20 protein-coding genes are annotated in these 24,928 nt (G+C 62.4%); 13 read left to right on the top strand and 7 right to left on the bottom strand.

Translation table 11 applies throughout. The features are described 5' to 3' along the window. Positions 1-248: 248 nt before the first annotated feature. Complete coding sequence (locus NKH83_RS14770; RefSeq protein ID WP_352475944.1) at positions 249-1,151, top strand: LysR substrate-binding domain-containing protein; 903 nt, start codon at positions 249-251, stop codon at positions 1,149-1,151. Between the two features lie 5 nt (positions 1,152-1,156). Here NKH83_RS14770 and NKH83_RS14765 read toward each other — a convergent pair whose 3' ends face one another. From NKH83_RS14765 to NKH83_RS14750, 4 genes are all read right to left on the bottom strand, one after another. After that, positions 1,157-2,413, bottom strand: a complete 1,257-nt coding sequence (locus NKH83_RS14765) for an Hsp70 family protein (protein ID WP_352475943.1) — start codon at positions 2,411-2,413, stop codon at positions 1,157-1,159. A 109-nt stretch (positions 2,414-2,522) separates the two neighbouring features. After that, positions 2,523-3,314, bottom strand: coding sequence for a TIGR02186 family protein (locus NKH83_RS14760; protein ID WP_352475942.1), 792 nt, complete (start codon positions 3,312-3,314; stop codon positions 2,523-2,525). Then, positions 3,314-4,237 (bottom strand): sulfite exporter TauE/SafE family protein, encoded by a 924-nt coding sequence (locus NKH83_RS14755; RefSeq protein WP_254816309.1) that lies wholly within the window; start codon positions 4,235-4,237, stop codon positions 3,314-3,316. Before NKH83_RS14755 ends, NKH83_RS14760 begins: the two co-directional genes overlap by 1 nt. A gap of 191 nt (positions 4,238-4,428) precedes the next feature. Continuing rightward, positions 4,429-8,292: a peptidoglycan-binding protein gene (locus NKH83_RS14750; protein ID WP_352475941.1), complete on the bottom strand. Its 3,864-nt coding sequence runs from the start codon at positions 8,290-8,292 to the stop codon at positions 4,429-4,431. A 553-nt stretch (positions 8,293-8,845) separates the two neighbouring features. Here NKH83_RS14750 and NKH83_RS14745 point away from each other — a divergent pair. The 8 genes from NKH83_RS14745 to NKH83_RS14710 all read left to right on the top strand — a co-directional run bounded on the left by NKH83_RS14745 (position 8,846) and on the right by NKH83_RS14710 (position 18,252). After that, positions 8,846-9,307, top strand: coding sequence for a MerR family transcriptional regulator (locus NKH83_RS14745; protein WP_254816399.1), 462 nt, complete (start codon positions 8,846-8,848; stop codon positions 9,305-9,307). Between the two features lie 248 nt (positions 9,308-9,555). After that, positions 9,556-11,352, top strand: a complete 1,797-nt coding sequence (locus tag NKH83_RS14740) for an acyl-CoA dehydrogenase (protein WP_352805398.1) — start codon at positions 9,556-9,558, stop codon at positions 11,350-11,352. A gap of 231 nt (positions 11,353-11,583) precedes the next feature. Next, positions 11,584-12,753 (top strand): acyl-CoA dehydrogenase family protein, encoded by a 1,170-nt coding sequence (locus NKH83_RS14735; protein WP_352805395.1) that lies wholly within the window; start codon positions 11,584-11,586, stop codon positions 12,751-12,753. Between the two features lie 8 nt (positions 12,754-12,761). Next, positions 12,762-13,217, top strand: coding sequence for an OsmC family protein (locus NKH83_RS14730; protein WP_352475938.1), 456 nt, complete (start codon positions 12,762-12,764; stop codon positions 13,215-13,217). 17 nt (positions 13,218-13,234) lie between these two features. Then, a complete protein-coding gene (locus tag NKH83_RS14725) occupies positions 13,235-14,443 on the top strand; it encodes an acetyl-CoA C-acetyltransferase (RefSeq protein ID WP_352805392.1) in 1,209 nt (402 codons plus the stop codon). Positions 14,444-14,455: 12 nt separating this feature from the next. Continuing rightward, positions 14,456-16,675, top strand: a complete 2,220-nt coding sequence (locus NKH83_RS14720; protein WP_352805389.1) for a 3-hydroxyacyl-CoA dehydrogenase NAD-binding domain-containing protein — start codon at positions 14,456-14,458, stop codon at positions 16,673-16,675. Positions 16,676-16,756: 81 nt separating this feature from the next. Beyond that, on the top strand, positions 16,757-17,401 hold the full coding sequence (locus NKH83_RS14715) for a S24 family peptidase (RefSeq protein ID WP_352475935.1): 645 nt from the start codon (positions 16,757-16,759) through the stop codon (positions 17,399-17,401). 11 nt (positions 17,402-17,412) lie between these two features. After that, positions 17,413-18,252 carry a thermonuclease family protein gene (locus tag NKH83_RS14710; RefSeq protein WP_352475934.1) on the top strand — a complete coding sequence of 280 codons (840 nt, stop codon included), beginning with the start codon at positions 17,413-17,415 and terminating at the stop codon, positions 18,250-18,252. On the opposite strand, the gene NKH83_RS14705 is transcribed toward NKH83_RS14710, so the two are convergent. After that, positions 18,215-19,870 (bottom strand): lysine--tRNA ligase, encoded by a 1,656-nt coding sequence (locus tag NKH83_RS14705; protein WP_352475933.1) that lies wholly within the window; start codon positions 19,868-19,870, stop codon positions 18,215-18,217. The two genes, NKH83_RS14710 and NKH83_RS14705, sit on opposite strands and share 38 nt — an antisense overlap. A gap of 247 nt (positions 19,871-20,117) precedes the next feature. Here NKH83_RS14705 and NKH83_RS14700 point away from each other — a divergent pair, with 247 nt between their 5' ends. Continuing rightward, positions 20,118-20,528 (top strand): tellurite resistance TerB family protein, encoded by a 411-nt coding sequence (locus tag NKH83_RS14700; RefSeq protein WP_352506179.1) that lies wholly within the window; start codon positions 20,118-20,120, stop codon positions 20,526-20,528. 8 nt (positions 20,529-20,536) lie between these two features. Here the strand turns inward: NKH83_RS14700 and NKH83_RS14695 are convergent, their stop codons facing one another. Next, positions 20,537-21,388, bottom strand: a complete 852-nt coding sequence (locus NKH83_RS14695; protein ID WP_352475931.1) for an ABC transporter substrate-binding protein — start codon at positions 21,386-21,388, stop codon at positions 20,537-20,539. Positions 21,389-21,659: 271 nt separating this feature from the next. Here NKH83_RS14695 and NKH83_RS14690 point away from each other — a divergent pair, with 271 nt between their 5' ends. The 3 genes from NKH83_RS14690 (at position 21,660) to NKH83_RS14680 (ending at position 23,892) form a co-directional block, all read left to right on the top strand. Beyond that, the gene (locus NKH83_RS14690; RefSeq protein WP_023677341.1) at positions 21,660-22,391 is read left to right on the top strand and encodes a helix-turn-helix transcriptional regulator; all 732 of its coding nucleotides are present in this window, start codon (positions 21,660-21,662) and stop codon (positions 22,389-22,391) included. A 97-nt stretch (positions 22,392-22,488) separates the two neighbouring features. Then, a complete protein-coding gene (locus NKH83_RS14685) occupies positions 22,489-23,127 on the top strand; it encodes an acyl-homoserine-lactone synthase (RefSeq protein ID WP_352475930.1) in 639 nt (212 codons plus the stop codon). A 15-nt stretch (positions 23,128-23,142) separates the two neighbouring features. Further along, a complete protein-coding gene (locus NKH83_RS14680; RefSeq protein WP_352475929.1) occupies positions 23,143-23,892 on the top strand; it encodes an enoyl-CoA hydratase-related protein in 750 nt (249 codons plus the stop codon). A 24-nt stretch (positions 23,893-23,916) separates the two neighbouring features. Here the strand turns inward: NKH83_RS14680 and ppk2 are convergent, their stop codons facing one another. Beyond that, entirely contained in the window at positions 23,917-24,819 is a 903-nt protein-coding gene (ppk2, locus tag NKH83_RS14675; RefSeq protein WP_352475928.1) for a polyphosphate kinase 2, read from the bottom strand. Between the last annotated feature and the right edge of the window lie 109 nt (positions 24,820-24,928).

Genomic DNA, 24,928 nt, shown 5'->3' with positions numbered 1-24,928 from the left:
TGGCTCTCGTCTTCGGGCCTGGGCCGCGCATGTAATGCTCTTCCGGCCGATAGCGTTCACCCAAGAGCCGCCGCCGCAGGCTGCGGGTCCAGTGCGCAAACACGGATTTGAACCGCCCCACCAATTCTACCCTCGACTGCTCTGGCGCGACTTTCTTCCAATTTCGAGCCAAAATTTAGAACAAAGCGACCGATCCGTCTAACAACTTGCTCTTGTAATTCCAATCGGATTTGCTTCTTAGTGTCGGAATGACCCTGGACCAGTTGCGGATCTTCGTCGCCGTCGCCGAACGGGCGCACATGACCAAAGCGGCCGAGTTGCTGGGCATCTCACAGTCGGCCGCATCCGCCGCGATCCGCTCGCTCGAACAGCAGCATGGCGTCCAGTTGTTCAACCGCGTCGGCCGCAACATCGAGCTCGCCGAAACCGGACGCCGATTCTTGCCCGAGGCCAAGGCGGTCCTCGAGCGGGCTGCGGCCGCCCACAACGTGCTGGAGCATGTCTCGCAAACGATCACCGGCAGTCTCTCGATCGCTGCCAGCCAGACCATTGCCAGCTATTGGCTGCCGCGCCGGCTCGCCTCTTTCCACGAAGCCTATCCTGCCGTCAGGCTGAGCGTGAGCATTGGCAACACCAGGCAGGTCGAGACCGATGTACTTGATGGCGCAGCCGATTTTGGCCTGGTCGAGGGGCGCACCGAATCCGACATTTTGCGGCGTGCCAAGGTCGATATCGATCGCATGATGCTGGTCGTGGCGCGCTCGCACCCTGAGATCGCGGAAGTTTCGCCTGGACATCCCGACCTTGGCGGGCTTCGCTGGATCATTCGCGAAGGCGGGTCGGGCACGCGCGAGGCGCTGGAGGACCTTGCCCGACGCGACGGGATTTCGTTCGCGGACCTGCAGATATTCCTGGTATTGCCGAGCAATGAGGCTATTCGCCAGGCGGTCGAGGCCGGCGCCGGCGCCAGCATCATCTCGGAACTCGTCGTCGCCCGCGCGGTCGCCGAAGGTAGCCTACGTTCTGTGCCGGTCGATCTGCCGAAGCGCGAATTTGCCATGATCACGCATCGCGACCGGCAGCCGAGCCTAGCCCAGATGGCGCTCAAGGCGCATCTTGGCGGCAAAGCTGAGAGACTCGCGCCGCTTTAAGCCGATCAGCCGAACTTCCGCTGCGCGTCGAGCGCCAGCCCAAGCCCGACCGAGCCGAACACATCACCTTGGATTACCGACGCCTGCGGCACCAGCGCCAGGATCCGCTGCCTGGCCAGCGGGATCGCGGTCGATCCGCCGGTCAAGAACACCGCGGTGATGTCCGAGGCCTTCACCTGTGCGTCGCGGATGGTCTGCTCGACTGTAGCCGCAACACGCTCAATGTCCCTGGCTATGGTGGCTTCGAGACCCTTGCGCGTGATTTCTGCCGTGAACCTCACCTCTGGCAGCGCGACCTCGACATCGGCCGACGAACGGTCCGTCAGCTCGATCTTGGCCTTTTCGACCAGCGCCGCCAGCGCGTGGCCGTAACGATGCTCGACGATGTGGATGAAGCGGTCGACCAGGTCTGCGCGCTCCGCCTCATAGCGGATCTGGCGCAGGTGCGTCATCGCCCTCGCGATATAGACCAGGTTGATGCGCTGCCACGTCGCCAGATCGATGAAGTAGCTCGCCGGCAGATTACGTTTGCCATCCTTGGTCAGTGAGAGATAGCCGAGCTGCGGCATCACATGCGCGATGCTCAACAGCCGGTCGAAGTCGGTGCCGCCGATGTGGATGCCGCGGCTGGCCAGGATGTCGTCCTTGCGGTCAAGCGAGCGGGCGCGCTCGGGCGAGACGCGCACGATGGAGAAGTCGGACGTGCCGCCGCCCATGTCGACGATCAGCGCCAGTTCCTCGCGCGTCACCTTTTGTTCGTAGTCGAGTGCCGCGGCAATCGGTTCGAACTGGAAGGCGATGTGCTTGAAGCCGTGGGCACGAGCGGCATTTTCGAGTTCGTGCTCCGCCTTCGCGTCAGCCTGGGCATCGTCGTCGACGAACTGCACGGGCCGTCCCAGCACGACGCTATCGACCGCGTCATGGGCTTCTTCTTCCAGCTTCTTTTTCAGATGGCCGACGAACAGGCCGACAATCTCCATGAAGCCGATCGAGCGCGCCTTGATGCGTGTCTTTTCGTGGGCGAGCGAGCTGCCGAGCACACTCTTCAACGAGCGCATCAGGCGGCCTTCGATACTGTCCGTATAGTTGGCAAGGGCGCGTCGCCCGAAATAGGTGCGGTTGTCCTCGAAATTGAAAAATACCGCACTGGGCAGCGTGACCTGGCCGTCTTCCAACGCCACCAGCCTCGGCTGCCCGTTCCTGACCACACTTACGGTGGAATTCGAAGTGCCGAAGTCGATCCCGGCGAATGCTGGTCGCATCGTGCGTTCCTGTATTTCTGATTTGGGGAGCAGCAGCTCGTGTCCGGTCGGGCCCGGGGGTCGCGGTCTAACCCATACCCTCGGAAAGGGAAACCACTTTTACGAGAGTTCAGTCTTTCCTGAAGACCAGTCTTCCGAGCCAGCCTGTCAGCATGGCCAGCGATACGGCAAAGACACCGTAGAGGAACGAGTAGTCGTGGGCGACGCGGAAGATCGACTGTTCGAAACCGGACTTGCGGATTTCGAGCTGGGCGGAGCTTTCCTTGATGAACAGGCCGCTCTTGAATAGGAAGGCGCGGGCCTTATGGGTGCCGACCGGAACGTTTGGGGCGAGCCTGACTGTGGCGCGGAACAGGTTCTGCGACAGGAACTGCACACCCCCGACATTCTCGCTGTAGAGGCCGGTCGCCGCCTTGCGTTCGCGCAGCGCGGCGGTGAACTCCTCGATTGTGGCCGGGCTGTCGCCGGCGTCGGCCGGCTGCAAATAGAGGTTCGAGGCGCCAAGCGACAGCTGCTTGTAGCTGTTGGGATCGGTGACGTCCTGCAGCGGCCGCGTCGTCGCCACCGAATAGGAGACAGGTACGTTTTTGAAGGTCTCCGACTCCAGATTGACCCAGACGCCGAGCACCCGGTCCTTGCGGCGCACGACGACCGGTCGGGCCGGGCCTTCCAGCACGACGATCACGTCGTAGCGCCCTTGCCGCGCGACAAGCGGATCCGCATTTTCCAGCGAGCCGAAGATGGTCAGGTCGGCGCCGGAAAAGCCGGCGGTAATCGAGACATTGTCGGTCGAAAGGCCGATCTGGATATTTTCGGTCAGAAGCGCCTGCGCCTTCGCCGGCGGCGCAGCCGCCAGCAGCGACAGCAAGGCGGCGGCCGCGAGCGTCCTGAAGCCAGCCATCAGCTCAGGCCCACGCCGGACAGCGAATAGAGATTGGGTGGCGTGACGAAGAGATCGATGGCAAGCCGGATGGCGACCGCCAGCACCAGCAGCGCCAGCAGCGCCCTGAGTTGCTCGCCCCGCAGCCGCTGACCGGCCTTGGCGCCATATTGCGCGCCGGCGACGCCGCCTGCCATCAACAGGAAAGCGAGCATGACGTCGACCGTCTGGTTGGTGGTGGCGTGGACCAGCGTGGTGTAGGCCGAGGTGAAGATGATCTGGAACAGCGAGGTGCCGATGACGACGTTGGTCGGCACTTTCAAAAGGTAGATCAGGGCCGGCACCATGATGAAGCCGCCGCCGACGCCCATGATCGACGACAGGAAGCCAATCGCCGCGCCCAGCCCAAGCACCGGAATGACGCTGACGAAGAGCTTCGAGGCCCTGAACCGCATCTTCAGGGGCAGGCGGTGGATCCAATTGTGCTGGCCGGATTTCTTCAAGACCGGTGCGGCGCCGCTGCGAGTGGCGCGCAATGCGTTGACACTCTCGACGAGCATCAGTCCGCCGACAGTGCCGAGCAGCACGACGTAGAGCAGCGAGATAAACAGGTCGAGCTGGCCGAGCCGGCGCAGGAGCGCAAAGACATAGATACCACCGGTCGAGCCGACGATGCCGCCGCCTAAAAGCACGCCGCCAAGCTTGAAGTCGAGCGTGCCGCGCTTCATGTGCGACAGGGCGCCGGAGAAGGAGGAAGCGATGACCTGGTTGGCGCCGGTGGCGACCGCGATTGCCGGCGGTATGTTGTAGAAGATCAGCAGCGGCGTAATGAGAAAGCCGCCGCCCACGCCGAACATGCCCGACAGGAAACCCACCGCCGCACCCATGGCCAGCAGCACGAAGATGTTGACGGAAATTTCCGCGATCGGGAGATAGATGCCCACCCGTCAGTCTCGATCAGTTTGCCTCCTGGCGAATGCAACCGTTGCGGGCATTTTGCGCCAAAAGGCTATTTCGTTCTTGCGCCGGCCGGGCGGTGAAGTCAAACTTCGCCGCGCCGCCGAAACAAAAAACAACTCAATCAGTTAACAGGCAAATCTGTGGCAAGGGCGTCGCGGAAACGACGCATCTGCCGTTATTTACGCGCGAGCAGCGCCTTGACCAGCTTTTCGTCGATCGCGCCGGTTGCCCTCATATCGTTGTCGGCCTGGAAGGCCATGATTGCGTTCTTGGTTTTCAGGCCCATCATGCCGTCGGGATTGCCGGCCTCGTAGCCGTTCTTGTTGAGAATGCGCTGGATGTTCTGGACCGCTTTCTTCATATCGATGCCGGCGGTCGTCTGCGGTGTGCCGTCCTGCCACGATTCAGGAATGTCGGCCGAATTGGCGGCTGGATCGAGCGGCTTGGCTGTCCACAGTTCAGCCGCGGCCCGCGCACGCTCCAACTGCTCGGGCCTCAGCGCCTTGGCGATCTCGTCGCGCTTGGCCGCTGCATCCTTGTCGCCGGTCTTGGCGACGAGCGCGAACCATTTATAGCTCTCCTCGAGATTCTGCTTCATGCCGACACCCTTCGCCGCGAGGATGCCGAGATTGAACTGGCTGTCCTTGACGCCGAGATCCGCCGCCGCCTGGAACCAGCGTGCTGCCGATTCGTTGTCGGTCACGCCGTCCGCCGCCATCGCAAACAGCACGGCAAGATTGTGCATTGCGCTGGCATTGCCCTGCTCTGCGGCAAGCTGGTACCAGGTCTTCGCTTTCTTGATGTCGCGTGCGACGCCGATGCCCTTCTCGTAGAAATTGCCGATGCGGTATTCTGCCGGTGCGAAACCGAGTTCGGCAGCTCTCTCATACCATTTGGCCGCCGCCGTCATGTCTTCCTTGACACTGCGTGACTCGGCGTAGCGCGAGCCGATCTCGAACAGCGCCTTGGCGTCGCCGCCGGCCGCTGCATCGCGCAGGGCGGCCGGACCGGCATCGGCCGGAACGTCGATCTTGGCAACGCCTGCCGGGGCAGCATCCGCCGGCGGCACAGTGCCGGTCGTGTCCTGCGTCGCAGCGGGGGCCATAGCAGGCGCGATAGGCTTTGGCTCGGCGTCGCTGGCCGTCGCCGCTGCCGGCGCGGGCACTGCGGCCGTGGTGTCTGGCGCCGCCAGGTCAGCGGACGCTCCGGAAGGCGAGGGCGCCGTCGATGCTTCGGCTGCCTGTGTGGCGGGGCCGGTTTGCGCCGCCGTGTCGTCCTTGGTCATCGATGCGGATGGCTCGGCCTGCCTGACGGTGGGCGACGGCTCGCTCTCCTGTGTTGTTGTCTGCGTGTCCGCCTTCGGCTCGCTGGCAACGCTGGCTAATGCGGTTTCCACCGGCTGTACGGCCACGGCTGGTGCCGCCTCATTGTCGGCGACTTCGACCGGGTCGGAGAAGAAGGCTTTGCCCAGTTGCAGGCCGGCAAGCGCCAGCATGATGGCGATTGCCCCCATCAGGATCGGCTTGCGCCGCGCCTTGAGCAGGTCGCCGATCCTGAGTGCCTTGACCGGGCCTTTCATCGTCGACTGGCGCTTGAGGGCGTCCGCCTCGGCGGCCGCCGCTTGCGCAGCCCTTCTGGCTGCCGCGATGAAGTCCGATTTCGCCGCCTCGGCGCTGCCTTCCCGGGCCGGCTGCCCGCGCTCGTCGCGCACGCGCTTCATGATGGCGCTGAGGTCGGGTGCGCCGGAGCCGGGTTCCAGTGGCCGGTTGGCGAGCTTGGGGTCGAGGGGCTCGTCGAGATCGACGCTCGGTATCTCGGCGCTCGGCGCCGAGCCTGCAAGCGGCGGCGTCTCGGTCTCCTTCTTGCCCTTCAAGGCGCGCGCCAGCCCGCCTAACATCGATTTCCTGCCGCCGCCTTGTTCGTTCTTTTCACGTGTCGTGTCTGAACCGAGAGCCGCCAGGGCGGCTGCCGCGGCGGCCTCGGCCGGCGTTCGCGGACCTGGCTCTCCGCGCACGAGCGCCGCGGCGCGGCCGTCGAGATCGGCCATGTTGCCCGTCAACGGCAGCGGCTGGTCGAGGTCCATCGACGGTGCATCCTGCACCGAGATCTTGGATGCCCGCCCGGAGCGCTTACTCAACTCCGCGCTTGCCGGTTCGCCGGTCTCCAGTGAACCAAGCCTGTCAACGATCTTGAGCAGCGTATCGTGGATAGCCTCGAACGTCCTCGAATTGCGCTCGTCCGAACGGCGCGTCAGCGCCTCGAGCGTCTTCAGGTCCTGGGCGAGGCCGGTAACGGCCGCCGTGTTGGCGCTTGATCCGGCCAGCGAGCGGACGGCACTCTCGGCCGCCTCGCGCGCCGCGCCGAGGATGGAATCGCGGGTTCCGGCCAGCGATTTCTCGATTTCGTTGAGACGCGGGCTGATGTCGTCGAATTCCGGCAGCGGCGTGCCGGGCTTGGAAAGGTGCGCCGTCAGGCCGGCGACCTGCGCTTCGAGGCTGCGGATCAAAGCCGGGTCGATGCTGGCGACTTGTGCGGCGGACGAATCCAGCCGGCTTGAGATGTCTTCGAGCCGGCTCTCCAGGCCGCGGATCGCCGCCTCGTTGGCGGGATCTGGAACGCGTGTCTCCATCCGCTTGGCCAGCGCGGTGAAGCGGGCGTCGATGGCATCCATGATGTCGGCGTTGTCGACCTGCGGCATGCGCTGGTCCAGCCTGTCGGCGACCTCGTCCAACCGGCGCTCGAGGTCGCGAAACAGCATGTTGCCTTGTTCGATGGCGTCGCCCTGGCGGCGTTCCATCATGCTGGATAGCACGTCGAAGCGCTGCTCGAGCCCCTGGAAGATGTAATCGGCGTCGGGCATGGCCGGTGCGTGGTCGATCTTGTCGGAGATAAGCGCGATTTGCCTGGCAAGGCGCTCCATCGCCTGTTCCGGCAGATTGGCTCGGCCGGCCAGTTCGTCCACGCGGCTCGACAATGTGTTGAGCCGGTCGATGACCTCCCGGCCCGGACGATCCTGCGACACTTCTTCGATTTGCTGGGCCAGTGAATCGATCCGCTTCTCGATGCGTTCGAAGGGCTCGGGGTCGAACGAATTGGCTTGCGCGGCAACCGTCGAGGCGACGATCGCGCGGGAAATCTCGTCGAGCCGCTCGTCGATCTGGCTGAATGTGTCGCTGCCGCGATTGTCCTGCTGGCGGGCGAAATGATCGACCGCTCCGGCAAGCGTGCGGACCTTTTCTTCGAGCGAGCGCAGCGACAGCGATTCCGGCAGATTGCTGACGGCATTGCTGATCTGTTCGAGCCGCTCCGTCAGCGCCGACAGGCCGGGCGCGTCGGAGCGCTTGCGCTGATCGGCGTCGACGCGGTCCTCGAAGGCGTTCCAGCGGCGGTCGAATTCGTCCCAGCGGCGGCCGACCGCCTGCACGCTCTCCTCGCGCGCTAGCGTATCGAGCGCGGCCTTGACCTGCTCAAGCTCGAGCCGCAGCATATTGACGCTTCTGTCGTCGCTTTTTTCGGCCAGTGTCTGGATGGCGCCGGAAAGCCGCTCGAACTCGACGCCGAGTTCGGCGCTGCCTTTGCCGCCGCCATTTGACTGGAAGGCTCGCTCAATATTCTTGCGCAGTACGTCGAACTCGCGTTGCAGGCCGGAGGTCATCTGCTGGCGCAGCTCTTCGCGCAGGCCGCGCAATTCTCCGGCGATCTTGCCGGCTAAGGCGACGCTGTCCTCCTGACCGCGCACCCGGTCGATATCGCGGGCGATCGCCTGGTAGTTCTGGTCGAAGGCCGCTGCTGGACCTTTCGGCTGCTGCGCCTCGCGTGGGTCTTCATACCGGCGCTGCTGGCCATAGGGTTGAGCGCTGGGATAGCGCGGTTCTGCCGCTGGTCGGCGCGGATCGGGGTGGTTTGTCGTCTCCTCGCGCGTCCGCTCCAGCCGCTGCTCCAGAGTTTCCAGGGAGCGGTTGAGCTCTTCAAGCGTCGTGTGCGGCCGGCGTTGCCTGCCGGCGTTGAGTGTATCGAGGTAGGACCGCTTGCTGTTCATCAATGCGCCCGTTTCAGAATTGCTGGCTTTCACCAGGTTCCCAAAGTCCTGCCGGGACGAAGGCGACTGCTTGGCTTGTTGCAGTGGAAGACGAGCTTCCCGGGTCTCATCCGCGCTCCGAAAACCGTGAAAAATTTCAATACAGGATAGACACGGGTAACCGACATGCGCACATTTCGCCCCAACGTGGTAAACAACGCGTTAACCAAGCTTAAGAAGTTGCAACTTTGTCGGCTGGCTGCGGACGGCGCCGGGTGTCTTCTATTGGACGCACAAAGGACGCCGTGGACGTTTGATCAGCCGCATGATCGCTCCCGAAATCGGCAACGACTTTTTAGGTTATCCGCCGGCGCTGCGGCATAAAGTTCCAAGCCTAGAACGCTCTTGCGTGGTAGGGCGGCTATCGATATAGAATTGACGTAAACGTAAATGAGCGGATTACGCCGTTTGCGATTTGTTTGTTGAAACCACGAGTGGAAGCACGCCCCCGCTTTCACTCAGGCGACGCTAGGTCCGCGACCGCGACGCCATCAGACGGGGAAAGCCAGTGACCATGAAACTTATTTCGCCCGGCCAAGCCGCGGCCAACACCAACGATATGTCGAGCGAAGCCGGTGAAGAGCTTGTCCGCATCGGCGAAATGGCCAAGAAATACGGCGTGACGCTGCGTACGCTGCGTTTCTATGAGGACAAGGGTCTACTCAACCCGCAGCGCGACGGCTCGACCCGCCTCTATACGCGCCGCGACAGGGCCCGGCTGAAGCTGATCCTGCTTGGCCGCAAGGTCGGATTCTCGCTGCGTGACGTCAAGCAGATGATGGACCTCTACGATCCGAACGGCTCCAACACAAAGCAATTGCGGCTGGCGCTCGACAAGTCGGAGAAGCAGCTTGCCCGTCTGCAGAAGCAGCGGGCGCTGATCGACGATGCCATCAGCGAACTGAGTGCTTCGATGTTGACCGTCCGGCAAATGCTGATCGAGCGCTCGACGCCGCAGGCCAGCGTGGCGAGCTAAACTAAGCTTTCGATTTCCGACGGATAAGAGCCGCGCGGCTTTCGCTGCGGGGTTCTTCGTCGTTTGCCGTCCTTCGCCGTTTGCGGTCTTGGCGCGCGGGAGAAAATTCGTCGCACCGCAGAATTGACGTTTACGCAAACGTCAACATTTGCTATCTCCGACCCGTCATACTGGCCCGCCTGCTATCCTCATACACTGGTACACTGGGGCTGATTTCGGGGCCAAGACCGCATGGTGGAGGAAAACGCATGCCGATCTACAAGGCGCCGATCCGCGACACGCTGTTCGTGCTGAACGAAGTGCTGGGGTATCAGCGCTATTCCAATCTTCCCGGATTTTCCGACGCCACGCCGGATGTGCTCGAGGCCATCCTTGCCGAAGGGGCGAAACTCGCTGAAAACGTGATGCAGCCGCTGAACCGTGTCGGCGACACGGAAGGTTGCGTGCGCCATGACGACGGTTCGGTAACGACGCCGAAAGGCTTCAATGAGGCCTTCGACCAGTATCGCGAAGGCGGCTGGATGGGGCTCGCCGCACCTGTCGAGTTTGGCGGGCAAGGCTTGCCCTACGCGGTGCACACCGCGGTTGCCGAATACATGGTGTCGGCCAATATGTCGCTGATGATGTATGCGGGCCTGACGCAAGGCGCGATCGCTGCGATCATCACCCATGGCACCAAAGAGCAGAAGGCAACATGGTTGCCGAAGCTGGTCGAGGGCGCCTGGACCGGCACCATGAATCTGACCGAGCCGCACTGCGGAACCGATCTTGGCCTGCTGCGCACCAAGGCCGTCCCAAATGGCGACGGCACCTACAGGATATCCGGCCAGAAGATCTTCATCTCGGCCGGCGAGCATGACATGTCGGACAATATCGTCCACCTGGTGCTGGCCCGTATCGAGGGCGCGCCGGATGGCGTGAAGGGCATCTCCCTGTTCATCGTGCCGAAGTTCAAGCTCGATGCCTCAGGCAATCCGGGCGAGAAGAACACCGTTTCCTGTGGCTCGATCGAGGAGAAGATGGGTATCCATGGCAACTCGACCTGCGTCATGAATTACGACGACGCTGAAGGCACGCTGCTCGGCGAGGCCAATGGCGGGCTGAAAGCAATGTTCACCATGATGAATGAGGCGCGGCTTGGCGTCGGCCTGCAGGGGCTCTCGCTATCGGAGGTCGCCTACCAGAATGCGGTTTCCTACGCCAAGGACCGTCTGCAGGGCCGCTCGCTGTCAGGACCGAAGGCGCCGGACAGGAAGGCCGATCCGATCATCGTTCATCCGGACATCCGCCGCAGCCTGATGACCATGAAGGCGTTCAACGAGGCCGGCCGCGCGCTGGCGCTGTGGACGGCGATCAAGTCCGACATCGCTCACCGCTCCGGTGACGACAAAGATCGCCAGGTCGCAGACGACTATACCGGCCTGATGACGCCGGTGGTCAAGGGCGTGCTCACCGACAAGGGTTTCGATCATGCGGTAATGGCGCAGCAGGTGTTCGGCGGCCACGGCTATATAGAAGAACACGGCATGAGCCAGTTCGTCCGCGATGCCCGCATCGCCATGATCTATGAGGGTGCCAACGGCATCCAGGCGCTCGACCTCGTCGGCCGCAAGCTGGCCTTGAATGGCGGCCGCGCGGTCCAGGTCTTCTTTAGGGAAGTCGGAGAGTTCTGCGAGGAGAACCGCACCGACGAGAAGATGGCGCCCTTCACCAAGGCGCTTAAAAAGGGCCTCGACGATCTGCAGGCGGCGACGATGTGGCTGGTGCAGAACGGCATAGCCAGGCCCGACAATGCGGGTGCCGCCTCGACCGACTACATGCATCTCTTCGGCCTGGTGGCGCTGGGCTATATGTGGGCCCGGATGGCCAAGGTGGCCGCAGCGAAATTGGCTGATGGTCCCGACGGCGCTTCGTCTTTCTACGACAACAAGCTGGTGACGGCGCGCTTCTTCGTAGAGCGGATCATGCCGGAGACGTCGGCGCATCTTGCCCGCATCTCCAGCGGTGCCGACACATTGATGGCACTGCCGGCGGAAGCGTTCTAGCTTCGGCGTTCCCCTGCCCCTCGAGGGAGGGTGGCCCGAAGAGCCGGGAGGGGTTCTGCGTGCAGTGCGCCGACCTCCATTCTGGTGCATGCCTTGGAGGAAAATGATCGCAATGCCGTGGCACATGGCGCAGGTTGTAAAAGATAAGGTCGAGCAAGTCATCGGCGACTCCACCCGGCCGCTTCGCGGCCACCCTCGTCTCGAGGGGGACGTCGGCGCGAGGGAGAAACCATGACCAACCCCGCCGAAATCCTGGGCCTTCCCAAGCCCGCCTGGGCGGCGGACGAGGTCGGCATGCTTTACGACATGGCGCACCGCTTCATGTCGGAAGAGATCGCGCCGCGTTACGACGAGTTCGAGAAGAACGAGATGGTCGACCGCGAAAGCTGGCAGAAGGCGGGTGCTGCCGGACTGCTGTGCGCCTCGATGCCGGAGGAATATGGCGGATCGGGCGGCACCTTCGCGCATGAGAGCGCCATCATCGAGGCGATCGGCCATGTCGGCGTCGACGGGTTCGGCATTGGCCTGCACAATTCGATCGTTGCCCCCTATATCCTCCACTACGGCTCGGAGGAGCAGAAGAAGAAATGGCTGCCGAGGCTGGCGACCGGCGAGCTGATCGGCGCCATCGCCATGACTGAGCCGGGTGCGGGCTCCGACCTGCAGGGCATCAAGATGCGTGCCGAAAAGGACGGCAACCGGTACAAGCTCAGCGGCTCGAAGACTTTTATCACCAACGGCCAGCTCGCCAATTTCATCATCGTCGTTACCAAGACCGATCCTGAGAAGGGCGCCAAGGGCATCTCGCTGATCGTCGTCGAGACTGACGAGGTGGAGGGTTTCGCGCGCGGCCGTAACCTCGACAAGATCGGCCTCAAGGCCAACGACACGTCGGAACTGTTCTTCAACGACGTGCGTGTGCCGACCTCGAACCTGCTCGGCAATGACGAAGGCCAGGGCTTCGTCCAGTTGATGCAACAATTGCCGCAGGAGCGGCTGCAGATCGGCACCACTGCTATTGCCATGGTCGAGCGGGCTCTGGCGCTTACCATCGACTACGTCAAGGAGCGCAAGGCGTTCGGCAAGGCCATCATCGAATTCCAGAACACCCAGTTCAAGCTTGCCGAATTGAAGACCGAGGCGACCATCGGCCGCGTCTTCTATAATGACTGCGTTGCCCGCCATATTAACGGTGGCCTCGACCCGGTGACGGCTTCGATGGCCAAATACTGGCTGTCAGACCTGCAAGGAAAAGTCGTCGACGAATGCCTTCAATTGCATGGCGGCTATGGCTACATGAATGAATATCCGATCGCCCGCATGTTCCGCGATGCCCGCGTCCAGCGCATCTACGGCGGCACCAACGAGATCATGAAATTGCTGATCGGGCGGAGCCTTTAGGAGGTCGCATGTCGAAGCATTTTGCTGGGCTTCGCTGGAAGTCGGGGGCACGGGAGGATTTCCTTTCCGGCCGCTGTTCCCGGGTCCATGAACTTCATTTTGATGGTGGCGCGGTCATCTCCGCTTCCGCATCGCCGTCGATTGTGCCGGCACCTTTTAGCGATGCAACGATCGTCGATCCGGAAGAACTGTTCGTCGCTTCGCTTTCTTCTTGCCACATGCTCTGGTTCTTGGATCTGGCAAAACGCGCTAAGCTCAATGTCCGATCTTATCACGACGAAGCCGAAGGCCTGATGGCCAAGAATGCTGAGGGGCGCACAGCCATCACACATGTCACCCTTCGGCCGCTCGTCGAATGCGACGCAGATGCGGCTATGATCGAGAGTATTCATCACAAGGCGCACGACGCCTGTTTCATCGCCAATTCGGTGCGGACCGAAGTGGTGGTCGAGCCCCGATTTTAGATCACAGGAGATCACCAATGGCCGAAGCTTATGTCTATGATGCCGTGCGCACGCCGCGCGGCAGGGGCAAGAAAGATGGCTCCCTGCACGAAGTGCCGGCGGTGCGGCTCGGCGCCAAGGTGCTCGAGGCCATCCGCGACCGCAACGGGCTGGACACTAGCACCGTCGACGACATTATCTTCGGCTGCGTCGATCCGGTTGGCGAGGCGGGTGCGGTCATGCCACGTGCCGCCGCTTTCGAAGCCGGCTACGACACCAGGGCGCCCGGCATGCAGATATCGCGCTTCTGCGCCTCGGGCCTCGACGCCATCAATTTCGGGGCCGCCAAGATCGCGCAAGGCGCCGACGAGATCGTCATTGCCGGTGGCGTCGAATCGATGTCGCGCGTCGGCATGGGCGCCTCCGGCGGCGCCTGGTTCATGGATCCCTCGGTCGGCCTGCCCGGCTGGTTCGTGCCGCAAGGCATATCGGCCGACCTGATCGCCACCAAATACGGCTTTTCGCGCGATGACGTCGACGCCTATGCGGTCGAGAGCCAGAAGCGCGCCGCCAAGGCGTGGGGAGAGGGCCGCTTCAAGAATTCGGTGATCTCGGTCAAGGACCAGAACGGCCTGACCATCCTCGACCATGACGAGCACATGCGGCCCTCGACCGACATGCAGTCGCTGGCCGCACTCAATCCGTCCTTCGTCATGCCGGGCGAAATGGGCGGCTTCGACGCCGTCGCCGTGCAGAAGCATCCCGAGGTGGAAGAGGTCAACCACGTCCACCATGCCGGCAATTCCTCCGGCATTGTCGACGGCGCGGCGGCCGTGCTGCTCGGCTCGAAAAAGGCGGGAAAGACGCTCGGCCTCAAGCCGCGCGCGCGCATCCGTGCGTTCGCCAATATCGGCTCCGAACCGGTGCTGATGCTGACCGGCCCGGTCGACGTCACCGAGAAGCTGTTGAAGCGGGCGAAGATGAAGCTGCAGGACATCGACTTGTTCGAGCTCAACGAGGCCTTCGCTTCGGTGGTGCTGCGCTACATGCAGGCTTTCGACATTCCGCATGACCGGATCAACGTCAATGGTGGGGCCATCGCCATGGGCCATCCGCTCGGCGCCACCGGTGCGATGATCTTCGGTACGGTGCTGGACGAATTGGAACGCCGTGACCTCAACACCGCGCTGGTGACGCTTTGCATCGGAGCCGGCATGGGCACTGCAACGATCATCGAACGCGTCTGACGGAGAGAGATGATGAGCTACGCCAATTTCACCCTCGACATCGACGCCGACGGCATTGCGCTGGTCACCTGGAACATGCCGGACCGTTCGATGAACGTCTTCACCGAGGAGGTGATGCGCGAACTGAACGCCATCGTCGACAAAGTGGCAAGCGATGCAGTGATAAAGGGCGCGGTGATCACCTCCGGCAAGGATACGTTCTCGGGCGGCGCCGATATCACCATGCTGCAGAAGATGCTGGCGAGCTTCGCCGCCGATAAGGCGAAGGACCCGGAGAAGGCGACCAAGGCGCTGTTCGACAAGGCGGGCGCTATGAATGGCCTGTTCCGTAAACTGGAAACGTCGGGCAAGCCGTGGGTTTCGGCGATCAACGGCACCTGCATGGGCGGCGCGTTCGAATTGTCGCTCGCCTGCCATGGCCGTGTCGCGGCCGATTCCGACCAGGTGAGGATGGCGCTTCCGGAAGTGAAGATCGGCATTTTTCCAGGCGCCGGCGGCACCCAGCGCGTGCCGCGGCTGACCGACCAGCAGCAGGCGCTGCAAATGCTGACGTCCGGCCAGACGCTGTCGCCGCAGAAGGCCAAGTCAATGGGCTTGATCCATGAGATCGCCGAGGCGGACAAGCTGGTCGAAACTGCCAAGGCGATGATCAAGAACGGCTTGAAACCGGTGGCGCCATGGGATGAAAAGGGCTTCAAGCTGCCCGGCGCTCCGATCTATTCGGTGGCAGGTGCCAATCTGTGGCCGCCGGCTATCGCCATTCTGCGCCGCGAGACCTATGGCAATTATCCCGCTGCCGCCGCCATCCTGAAATGCGTCTACGAGGGCATGCTGGTGCCGTTCGATACCGCCTTGCGGATCGAGCAACGCTACTTCACCGAGATCATGCAGACCAGGGAAGCGGCGGCGATGATCCGCTCATTGTTCGTGTCGCTGCAGGAACTGAACAAGGGCGCTCGCCGCCCAGCTGGTGTGCCGGAAACGACGTTCAAGAAGATCGGCGTGCTCGGCGCCGGCTTCATGGGCGCCGGGATCGCCTATGTAACGGCCAAGGCCGGCATTCCGGTGGTGCTGCTCGACCGCGACATGGAGTCCGCCACCAAGGGCAAGGCGCATTCCGAGACCCTGATCTCGGATCAGGTGAAGAAGGGCCGTGCCAAGCCGCAGGATAAGGATCGGTTGCTGTCGCTGATCACGCCAACAGCCGATTACGCGGATCTTGCCGGCTGCGATCTTGTGGTCGAGGCGGTGTTCGAGGACTCGGCCGTCAAGAAGGATGCCACCGAACAGGCCGAGGCTGTACTCAAGCCGTCGGCGATCTTCGCCTCGAATACGTCGACCATACCGATTACATCGCTGGCCAGGAATTCGGCGCGGCCGAAGAATTTCATCGGCATCCACTTCTTCTCGCCGGTCGACAAGATGATGCTGGTCGAGATCATCCTCGGCAAGAAAACCGGCGACAAGGCGCTGGCCACCGCGATCGACTTTGTCCGCGCCATCAAGAAGACGCCGATCGTCGTCAACGATACGCGCGGTTTTTACGTCAATCGCTGCGTACTGCGCTACATGTCGGAAGCCTACAAGATGCTGATCGAAGGTGTTCCGGCGCCGATGATCGAGAATGCGGCGAAAGCCGCTGGCATGCCGGTCGGTCCTCTGGCGTTGACCGACGAGACGGCGATCGACCTTGCCCAGAAGATCATGAAGCAGACCATGCGCGACCTCGGCGACAAGGCGGTCGATCCGAAGCAGATGGCGCTGATCAACACGATGGTCGACACGCATGGTCGCTTGGGCCGTAAGAACAGCAAGGGCTTCTATGACTATCCGGCAAAACCGGCAAAGAAGAAGCTGTGGCCAGGCCTCAGGGACCTCTACCCGCAGCTGTCGCCGGAGCAGGTCGACTATGAGGAACTGAAGCAGCGGCTGCTGGTCACCATCGCGCTTGAGGCGGTACGGGTGATGGAAGAGGGCATCGTTACCGACCCACGCGAGGCCGATGTCGGCTCGATCCTGGCCTTCGGCTTCGCACCTTATACAGGCGGTGCACTGTCCTACATCGACGGCATCGGCGCGAAGAAATTCGTCAAACTCGCCAAGCGCCTGCAGAAGAAATACGGCGCCGAGTTCAAGGCGCCGAAGCTGCTGCTCGACATGGCCGAGAAGGGCGAGACCTTCTACGAGCGCTTCGATCCCTATACCAGGAACGAGGCCAAGGAGGCGGCCTGACGCCGTCTCCGGCGGTGGACAAGATGGCGGCCAAGGGGTAGAACAGCGAAGGTATTTTTTCCTGTTTCGAAGGAGAGCAAGGTGCTCTCGCACGACCGCGTTTGGGCCGCCATCGACGCTCTTGCCGAGCGTTATTCGCTTTCGGCCTCCGGCCTTGCCAGGCGCGCTGGGCTCGACTCGACCGCCTTCAACAAATCGAAGCGGCTGTCCTCAGATGGGCGGCCGCGCTGGCCGTCGACCGAATCGCTGGCCAAGATCATCGAGGCGACCGGCGCCTCGCTGGATGAATTTGCAGGGCTGGTCGAAGGCCGGGGTAATTCCGGCGCACTGCCCGTGCAGAAATCGTCGGTGCCACTGCTTGGCTTCGCCCAGGCCGGCGCCGGTGGCTTCTTCGACGACGCCGGTTTTCCGGCGGGGCAGGGATGGGACCTGATCGAACTGCCGGCACGGGCAACCGAAACCTCCTATGCGTTGAAGGTCCAGGGCGATTCCATGCTGCCGCTCTACCGCAATGGCGATGTCCTGATCGTCGAGCCGGGAGCTACCATACGAAAGGGCGATCGCGTCGTCGTCAAGACAAATGCCGGCGAGGTGATGGCTAAGGTGCTCGACCGCCAGACACCGAAGTCGATCGCGCTGGTCTCCCTCAATCCCGATCACCCGGACCGCGACATCCCCATGGGCGATGTCGAATGGGTGGCGCGGATTGTCTGGGCAAGCCAGTAGGCGCGGGGCCGGTGCGTCTGCCTCACCTTGCCTTGGCTGTTCTGGCGATCCCGGCGATGGCCACGGCAATTGTCGCCGGCGGCCGCGCCGTCCAGAGCGAAGGCGGCGGCGCCTGGGAGCAAATCCAGGTCGGCGCTGAACCGCAGCCCGCCGCGCCGGCTACGTCGGCCATCCCGAAACCAGTGCCGGCCAAGCAGGCGGCGCATTCGAGGGCAATCGATCCAGAAATCGTGGTGCCGCCGCAGCTCGGTTCCAACGAGCTTGAACGGATAGAGCCGCGCGCCCCGTTGAGCGATCTGGCATTGGCCGGACCGCCCAAGCCGCCAAAAACGAAAATGCCCGACGACTGGAAAGGCACGAAACTATTCCAGCCCATCGCGCCGGCCGCCGGGGTCATCGAAGCAAAGGGCTATTCGATTGCGGTTTCCGGTATCGACATCGTCAAGCAGGAGGAGACTTGCACCGACGGCGGCGAGTCCTGGAATTGCGGCATTCGGGCGCGAACGGCCTTCCGCGCCTTTCTCCGCAGTCGTGCGGTGGTCTGTGCCGTGCCGCCCGAAGGCGGTCGTGATCTGATCGCCGCCGAGTGCCGGATCGGCAATCAGGATATCGGCCAATGGCTGGTCGAAAATGGCTGGGCGCGCGCCGCTACGGGCGGCCCTTACGTAGAAGCCGGCGAGAAGGCGCGTGCAGCAAAAAAAGGCGTCTTCGGGCCGGCGCCGAGCGTTTCACGCCTGCCGCCGCTCCCGGCTGCTGCGTCGCGATCCGCGCCTGTAGCGCCTAGCTCGATCCTGGAGGAGCAGGACGGCGCCCTCACGCCGCCAGCTGACCAGCCAGCGCCCGCTGAATGAGCTCGCGCGTTTCGGCGATGCCGTAGAGCGCGGCGAAGGAGCCGAAGCGCGGCCCGCGTTCCTGACCTATCAGCACCTGATAGATCATCTGGAAGAAGGCGACGGAGACACCGGGTCCGCCCTCCGGGCTCTGCTTGGAATGATCCTGGTAGCGCTCGATCTTGCGCGCAACATTGAGGGCGGCGTTCTGGATTGCCTCGCTGTCGGCATCAGCCGGCAGCGCGGCGAGCGCTTCCGAAAGCTTGGTCAGCGCCTCGCGCTCGACCGCGTCGGCAGCACGGTACACTTTCGCCGGCTTCACGAAATCGTCGAAATAGCGGATGGCATATTCTGCCAGCCGGTCGAGCTCGGGATGGCTCGTCGGCGTCACACCCGGCGCGTGGCGCGAAATGAAACCCCACAGCACGCTCCTGTTTTGGGCATTCGAGGCGCTGACCAGGTTGAGCAGCAGCGAGAACGGAACCGGCAGGTCGACTGCCGGGGGATTGCCGTCATGCATGTGCCAGACCGGATTGCCCAGCCGCTCCTTCCAGTCCTGCCTCTGATAGGCAGAGAGGAACGTATAATACTCGTCCACTGCCTTCGGGATAACGTCGAAATAAAGCTTCTTCGCGGTTCGCGGGCGCTGGAACATATAAAGGCTAAGACTCTCGGTCGGCGCGTAAGTTAGCCACTCGTCGATGGTTAGCCCATTGCCCTTCGACTTCGAGATCTTCTGGCCGTGCTCATCGAGGAACAGCTCATAATTGAAGCCCTCCGGCGCCGGAGCATCGAGCGCGCGGCAAATCTGCCCGGCGAGCTTGACGGAATCGATCAGATCCTTGCCGGACATCTCGTAATCGACGCCGAGTGCTGCCCAGCGCATCGCCCAATCGGGCTTCCATTGCAGCTTGGCATGACCGCCGGTCACCGGCGTCTCGAAGCGCTCGCCGGTGTCCGGATCGCGCCACACGATGGTGCCGGCGCCGAGCTTGCGCTCGTCGATCGCGACTTGCATGACGATCCCGGTCTTGGGATGGATCGGCAGGAAGGGCGAATAACTCAGCGCCCGTTCCTCGCGCAGCGACGGCAGCATAATTGCCATCACGTTATCAAAGCGCTCGAGCATCTTGAGCAGCGTCGCGTCGAAGCGGCCGGAAGTATAATAGTCGGTCGAGGAAGCGAATTCGTAATCGAAGCCGAAACGGTCGAGGAAAGCGCGCAGCCGTGCGTTATTGGCGGCGCCGAACGACGGATACTCATTGGAGAAAGGGTCCGGTATCCTGGTCAGCGGCTTGCCGAGATAGGCGCGCAGCATGTCCTTGTTAGGCACATTGTCCGGCACCTTGCGCAATCCGTCCATGTCGTCGGAGAAGCACAGCAGTCGCGTCTTGACCTTGTCTTCGGTCAGCACGCGGAAGGCGTGGCGCACCATAGATGTGCGCGCCACCTCGCCGAACGTGCCGATATGCGGCAGGCCGGACGGGCCGTAGCCGGTCTCAAACAGCACCGTTTCCGGGTAGCCGCCGATCGCGTAGCGAGCGACGATCTTTTTCGCTTCCTCGAACGGCCACGCCTTGCTTTCGGCGGCGGCGGTGAGGACTTCCGGACTGAGATCGATCGGCTGTTGTTCGGCCATGATGCTATTCCTGCAACTTGCCGGCATCCATGCCGGCAGCCGCATGCTCTAGACCATGATCCCGAAAAGTGGAACCCGGTTTCAGGGCAGGACCGCGATCAGGCAAGAAGATTAAGAGCTCCCGTCCCAATTAGTCGGGATGGATCAAGTTCCAAGGCGTGACCGGAGCGCCAACGATGGCGGCTGTTTTTCCTTGCGGCGCCGGTCTCTCGTTCCTAACTTCGGGACCCATCTCAAGGAGTTGTAAATGCCATTGTCGCCACACGAAGCCATGATCTACCTGATGGTCATCACTTCGGCGTCGGACCGCGACATGACCGACATCGAACTGGCGCGGATCGGCGACGTCGTTCGATCCTGGCCGGTGTTTGAGGATTTCAACCAGGAGCGGCTGGTCGATGTCGCTCAGGCCTGCCAGGAAATGCTGCAGGAAAAGGACGGGCTGGAGGGCGTCCTGGCGCGTGTCGCCGAGGCGCTTCCGGAACGCTTGCGTGATACCGCCTATGCCGCCGCCTTCGAGGTTGCGGCCGTCGATCTCGAAATGCGCCTGGAGGAGGTGCGCGTGCTGCAGCTCGTCCGCCGGGAACTCGATCTCGATGCGCTGACGGTCGCCGCCATCGCGCGAGCCGCCAAGGCGCGCCTTCGCACGCTGACCTGAGCCGGCAGTCAGAAAAAGCTGACCGGAAAATAGCGAAGATAAAACTCGGCGAACGTACCTTTCACCGAAATTTCCTGCAGCGCGTAGTCGAATGCGGCCGCCAGTGCCGGATCGTCGGCCCTGGTGGCGATTACCATGCCTGAGCCAAGGTATTCGGGCGCCAGATAGGGGCCGCCGGCAAAGCGGCAACAGCCAGCCGCATCGGAGCCGCCGAGCCAGAACGCGAAACGCATGCCGTCGCCGAAGGCGGCGTCGATCTTGCCGGCTTTAAGCCTGCCATAAAGCTCCTCCGGCTTTGCGACGGGGACGATTTGGACGTCGCCGAAATAAGTGCGCAGCATCCGCTCATGCGCGGAACCGGCGATCACGCCGACACGTTTGCTGCGCAGCCTGTCGAACATTGGTTCGGTCAACGCCTGTGTCTTCAGCATGATGAAGCGTGCCGGAAATTGCAGGTAGGGGCGTGAGAATGCGTATTTCGACCGCGACTCCGGCGTCGCGGCGATGCCGGCAATGATCGCTTCGCCTTCGTCTTTCCCGAGCGCACCTTCGAGCTCGGCCCAGGGCAGCGCCTGGATCTGGCATTTTTCGGCAATGCCGAGCTCGGCGCAGATGGCGCGCGCCAGGTCGACATGGAAGCCCGACAGCCGGCCTGCCCCATCGAGGAAATTGAATGGCGGGAAATCCGTGGTGGTCAGGAATCGCAGCCGCGGCAGCATCGAAAGGTCCGGCTTTGGCAGCCGCTCCTTGGCGTCCCAAAACACCGGCACCTGCGGCTCCGCGGCGAGCGCATCAGCCGCAAGCGATTGCGCCCCGATCAATATCGAAATCAATGAAATGGATATGCGCCGAAACGCCACGCGACGACTCCGTCCGGTCTTGCCCCGGCTTTAGTACGAAATAACACAGGTTTTTGTACGAAAATAACACAGGTACAACGGTTTTTGGTTTCATCGTGACGATTTAGGGATATTGTTTAGTGAGTTTGCAAATGACTGCGTGATGCCGGCTGAAGAGGAGCAGTAGGACGCACAGGGGAAGCAGCTTTGCAGTCCGGGGTTGATGGCGTGGTGCGGGTTGATCACTGCCATTGGCCTCAAGAGCGGAAGGCAACATGGGGTAGATGTTGCGATGGGTCATTTCGATCGTACCCTGGAACTGATAGATCAGTTGCAGCACGCCGGCACAGCGGCCGCCGTCTGCGAAAAGCTGCTGGGGGTAACAAGCGGGTTCGGGCTGACGGCGCTGATGGCCGGGACGGTTCCGCAACCTGGCACGCCGAGAAACCAGCAAAAGGACCATGTGCTGCTTTGCGACTGGCCGGCTGAATGGCTTGAGCGCTACGTCGCGCGCAACTACGTCGATCACGACCCCGTCGTCAGTCACATGAAGCAGCTTCAAGCGCCATTCCAGTGGCGGGAAGCGTCTCAGGGCATCCGCATCGGCAAGAGCGGCGGCGAGGTGATGGGCGATGCCGGCGAATTCAAGCTGCGCGACGGGTTGGCCTTCCCGCTAATCACGCTCGATGGCCAGATCGTCATGGTGTCACTTGGCGGCGAGGCTGTCGAATTGTCGAGCGCCGAGTTTGGGCTGGTGTCGCTTGTCTCGACTTATGCGATTGGCCGCGCAATGCAACTCCACACCATGGCGGGCAAAACCATCGATCATGTCGAATTAACGCCGCGTGAGCGCGAATGCCTGCAATGGGCCGCCGTTGGCAAGTCCGAATGGGAGATCTCACAAATTCTCGGCATTTCGGAACACACGTCAGAGAAACACCTTCTTAACGCCAAAAGCAAACTCGGTGCCGTCAACCGGGTCCAGGCCGTCGCGGAAGCGATAAGGCGCGGCTATATTAACTAGGTCGGCCGCGCCGGCCTAGAAATTCTTGCTTGCGTGATCGCGTAATTTTTTTGGGAAAGCACGGCCGTATCTTCCTATTGAAACAGGAGACGGCAAAATGCTCTTTTCCCTCACGACCCAGGAATTGATGGAACGGCCCGACCTCTGGGAGTCAGTTCATCGTTTGCGTTACAAGATTTTCGTCGAAGAGATGGGATGGACCGATCTGCAGCGCCCCGATGGCCTGGAGATCGATCAATTCGACCACGACGAGGCAGTGCACCAGATCGTCATCCGCAATGGCGAGCTCGCCGGTTACCAGCGGATGTTGCCGACGACTCGGGCACATCTTCTAACCGATGTGCTGGCGGACCTTTATGAGGGAACCCCACCGTCGGGCCCGAATGTCTATGAACTGACCCGCTATGCGGTTGCACCGGGGTTCCGCGACGGCCGGCGCGGCGTGTCGACGGTCGGCACGGAGCTGATCGCCGGCTTCGTCGAGTGGGGTCTGAAGCGCAACGTCAACCAGGTTATCATCGAATTCGAGCCGATGTGGGTGCTTCGCGCGCTGCAGCTGCATTTCCTGGCAACGCCGCTCGGTTACCAGCGTACCTATGGCAACCAGCAGGTGGTTGCCACACTGCTCACCTTCAACGAGCACACGCTCGACGTGGTGCGTTCGCGCCGCAACCACTTTGCGCCGGTGCTGGCCAGAGGGTACCCGGACATGCTCGGACAGAGGCGCGCCTCGTGAGATTGGAGAGAGGCCATGAACGTTCACTCAAAAGCAGAATTCCGCAATCACACGCTGATCGTCACGGTATCGTCGGGTGACGGCCGCCCGGTGCTGGACAGGCTGGCCTATGAAAGCCTGGCCAGGACATTCCATGAAGCCGCTGCCGACGACGACGTCCGCGTCGTGGTCCTGCGCGGTCTGGCCGGGTGCTTCTGCCTCGGCGCCGATTTCTCCGAATTTCTCGACGCCACCAAACATCGGCGACTGATCGACGCCGTTACCGATATGTTTCGCACGCTGGCGACATTCCCGAAACCGGTCCTTGCCTGTGTCGACGGCGACGCCGTCGGCGTCGGCTGCACCCTCCTGTTCCACTGCGACATGGTGATCGCCTCGAGCAAGAGCACGTTTCGGGTGCCGTTCGTCGATTTCGGCCTGGTGCCGGACGCGGCGACCAGCATCCTGGCGCCGCAGAAGCTCGGCTATGCCGGGGCGTTCCGCTTCTTCTGCCTGGGCGACACGCTCGCCGCCGAAGATGCCAGGGCACTGGGCCTTGTCGGCGAGATCGTGACGGACGCCAGCGTCGAGGAAGCCACGTTGGCAAGAGCCAGGCAACTCGCCAAGAAGCCTGTCGCGGCGCTGCAGCAGACGCGCGACCTGCTTAGGGGCGACACCGGCGCGCTCTGCGACCGCATCGACCAGGAGATCTCGCTCTTCCAGCAGGCGCTGCAGGACGACACTACGCTGAAGCGACTGCAGCGGATTGCCCGGCTGGCGGCATGACAGCCGCGTATCGATGAGGTGAGCTTATTTTTCGAGGAAAGTCGGCCCTTCGCCGATGATCTTCTTGTCTACCTTACCGATGACGTCTAGATCGCGGCCGTCATAGGGAAGCGACAGGAGAATGCGCTGCATGACGGCCAGCCGCGCGCGCCGCTTGTCGTTCGCCCGCACAATGATCCAGGGCGCGAACTCCTTGTGCGTGCGTTCGACCATCAGATCGCGCGCCTTGGTGTAGTCGTCCCATTTGGTGATGCCGGCGATGTCGATCGGCGAAAACTTCCAGCTCTTCAGCGGGCTCCAGCGACGGTCGTGGAACCGCTCGAGCTGTGTTTCCCGACCGATGTTCAGCCAGAATTTGAAGAAATGGATGCCTTCGTTGCGGATCATCCGCTCGAAATGCGGAACCTCGTCCAGAAATTGCTCGTGCTGCTCGGGCGTGCAGAATCCCATCACCGGTTCAACACCGGCGCGGTTGTACCAGGAGCGGTCGAAGGTGACGAATTCGCCCGACGTCGGGAAGTGGTCGACGTAACGCTGGAAGTACCATTGTCCAAGCTCGGTGGGTGTTGGCTTGGTCAGCGCCACGTTGCGCGCCGTGCGAGGGTTCAGATACTGGCGCAAAACGAAGATCGTGCCGCCCTTGCCGGCAGCGTCGCGCCCCTCAAACAGCGACATTACCCGCTTGCCTGTCGACTGCAGCCACGCCTGCGCCTTGACCAGCTCGATCTGCAGCTTCTCTAACCTCTCGTCATACTCCTCGCTCTTCATTTTCTTGTCGTAAGGGTAGCCGCCGGCGGTGAGCTTGCGGTCCTCGATCCAGTCGGGAAGCGTCGGGGCCTCGATGTCGAACTCCCGCTCCTTGCCGTCGATCATGATCTTCAGCGGCCCCGATGAAGCTGCAGCGGGGCTTTCCTTGGCGTTTTTCATCGAGACGAACCTTTCCAGCCTCCGGACTCATGCTATTGGAAGCCTTACTGCATCGGCCCGAATATCGGAATCGATTTTCGGAAAGAACGATGCAGCAGATAAACCGGTA

This window comes from Mesorhizobium sp. M0909, assembly GCF_040319515.1.
Classification (GTDB): domain Bacteria; phylum Pseudomonadota; class Alphaproteobacteria; order Rhizobiales; family Rhizobiaceae; genus Mesorhizobium.
This window is presented reverse-complemented; position numbering and strand designations above follow the sequence as displayed.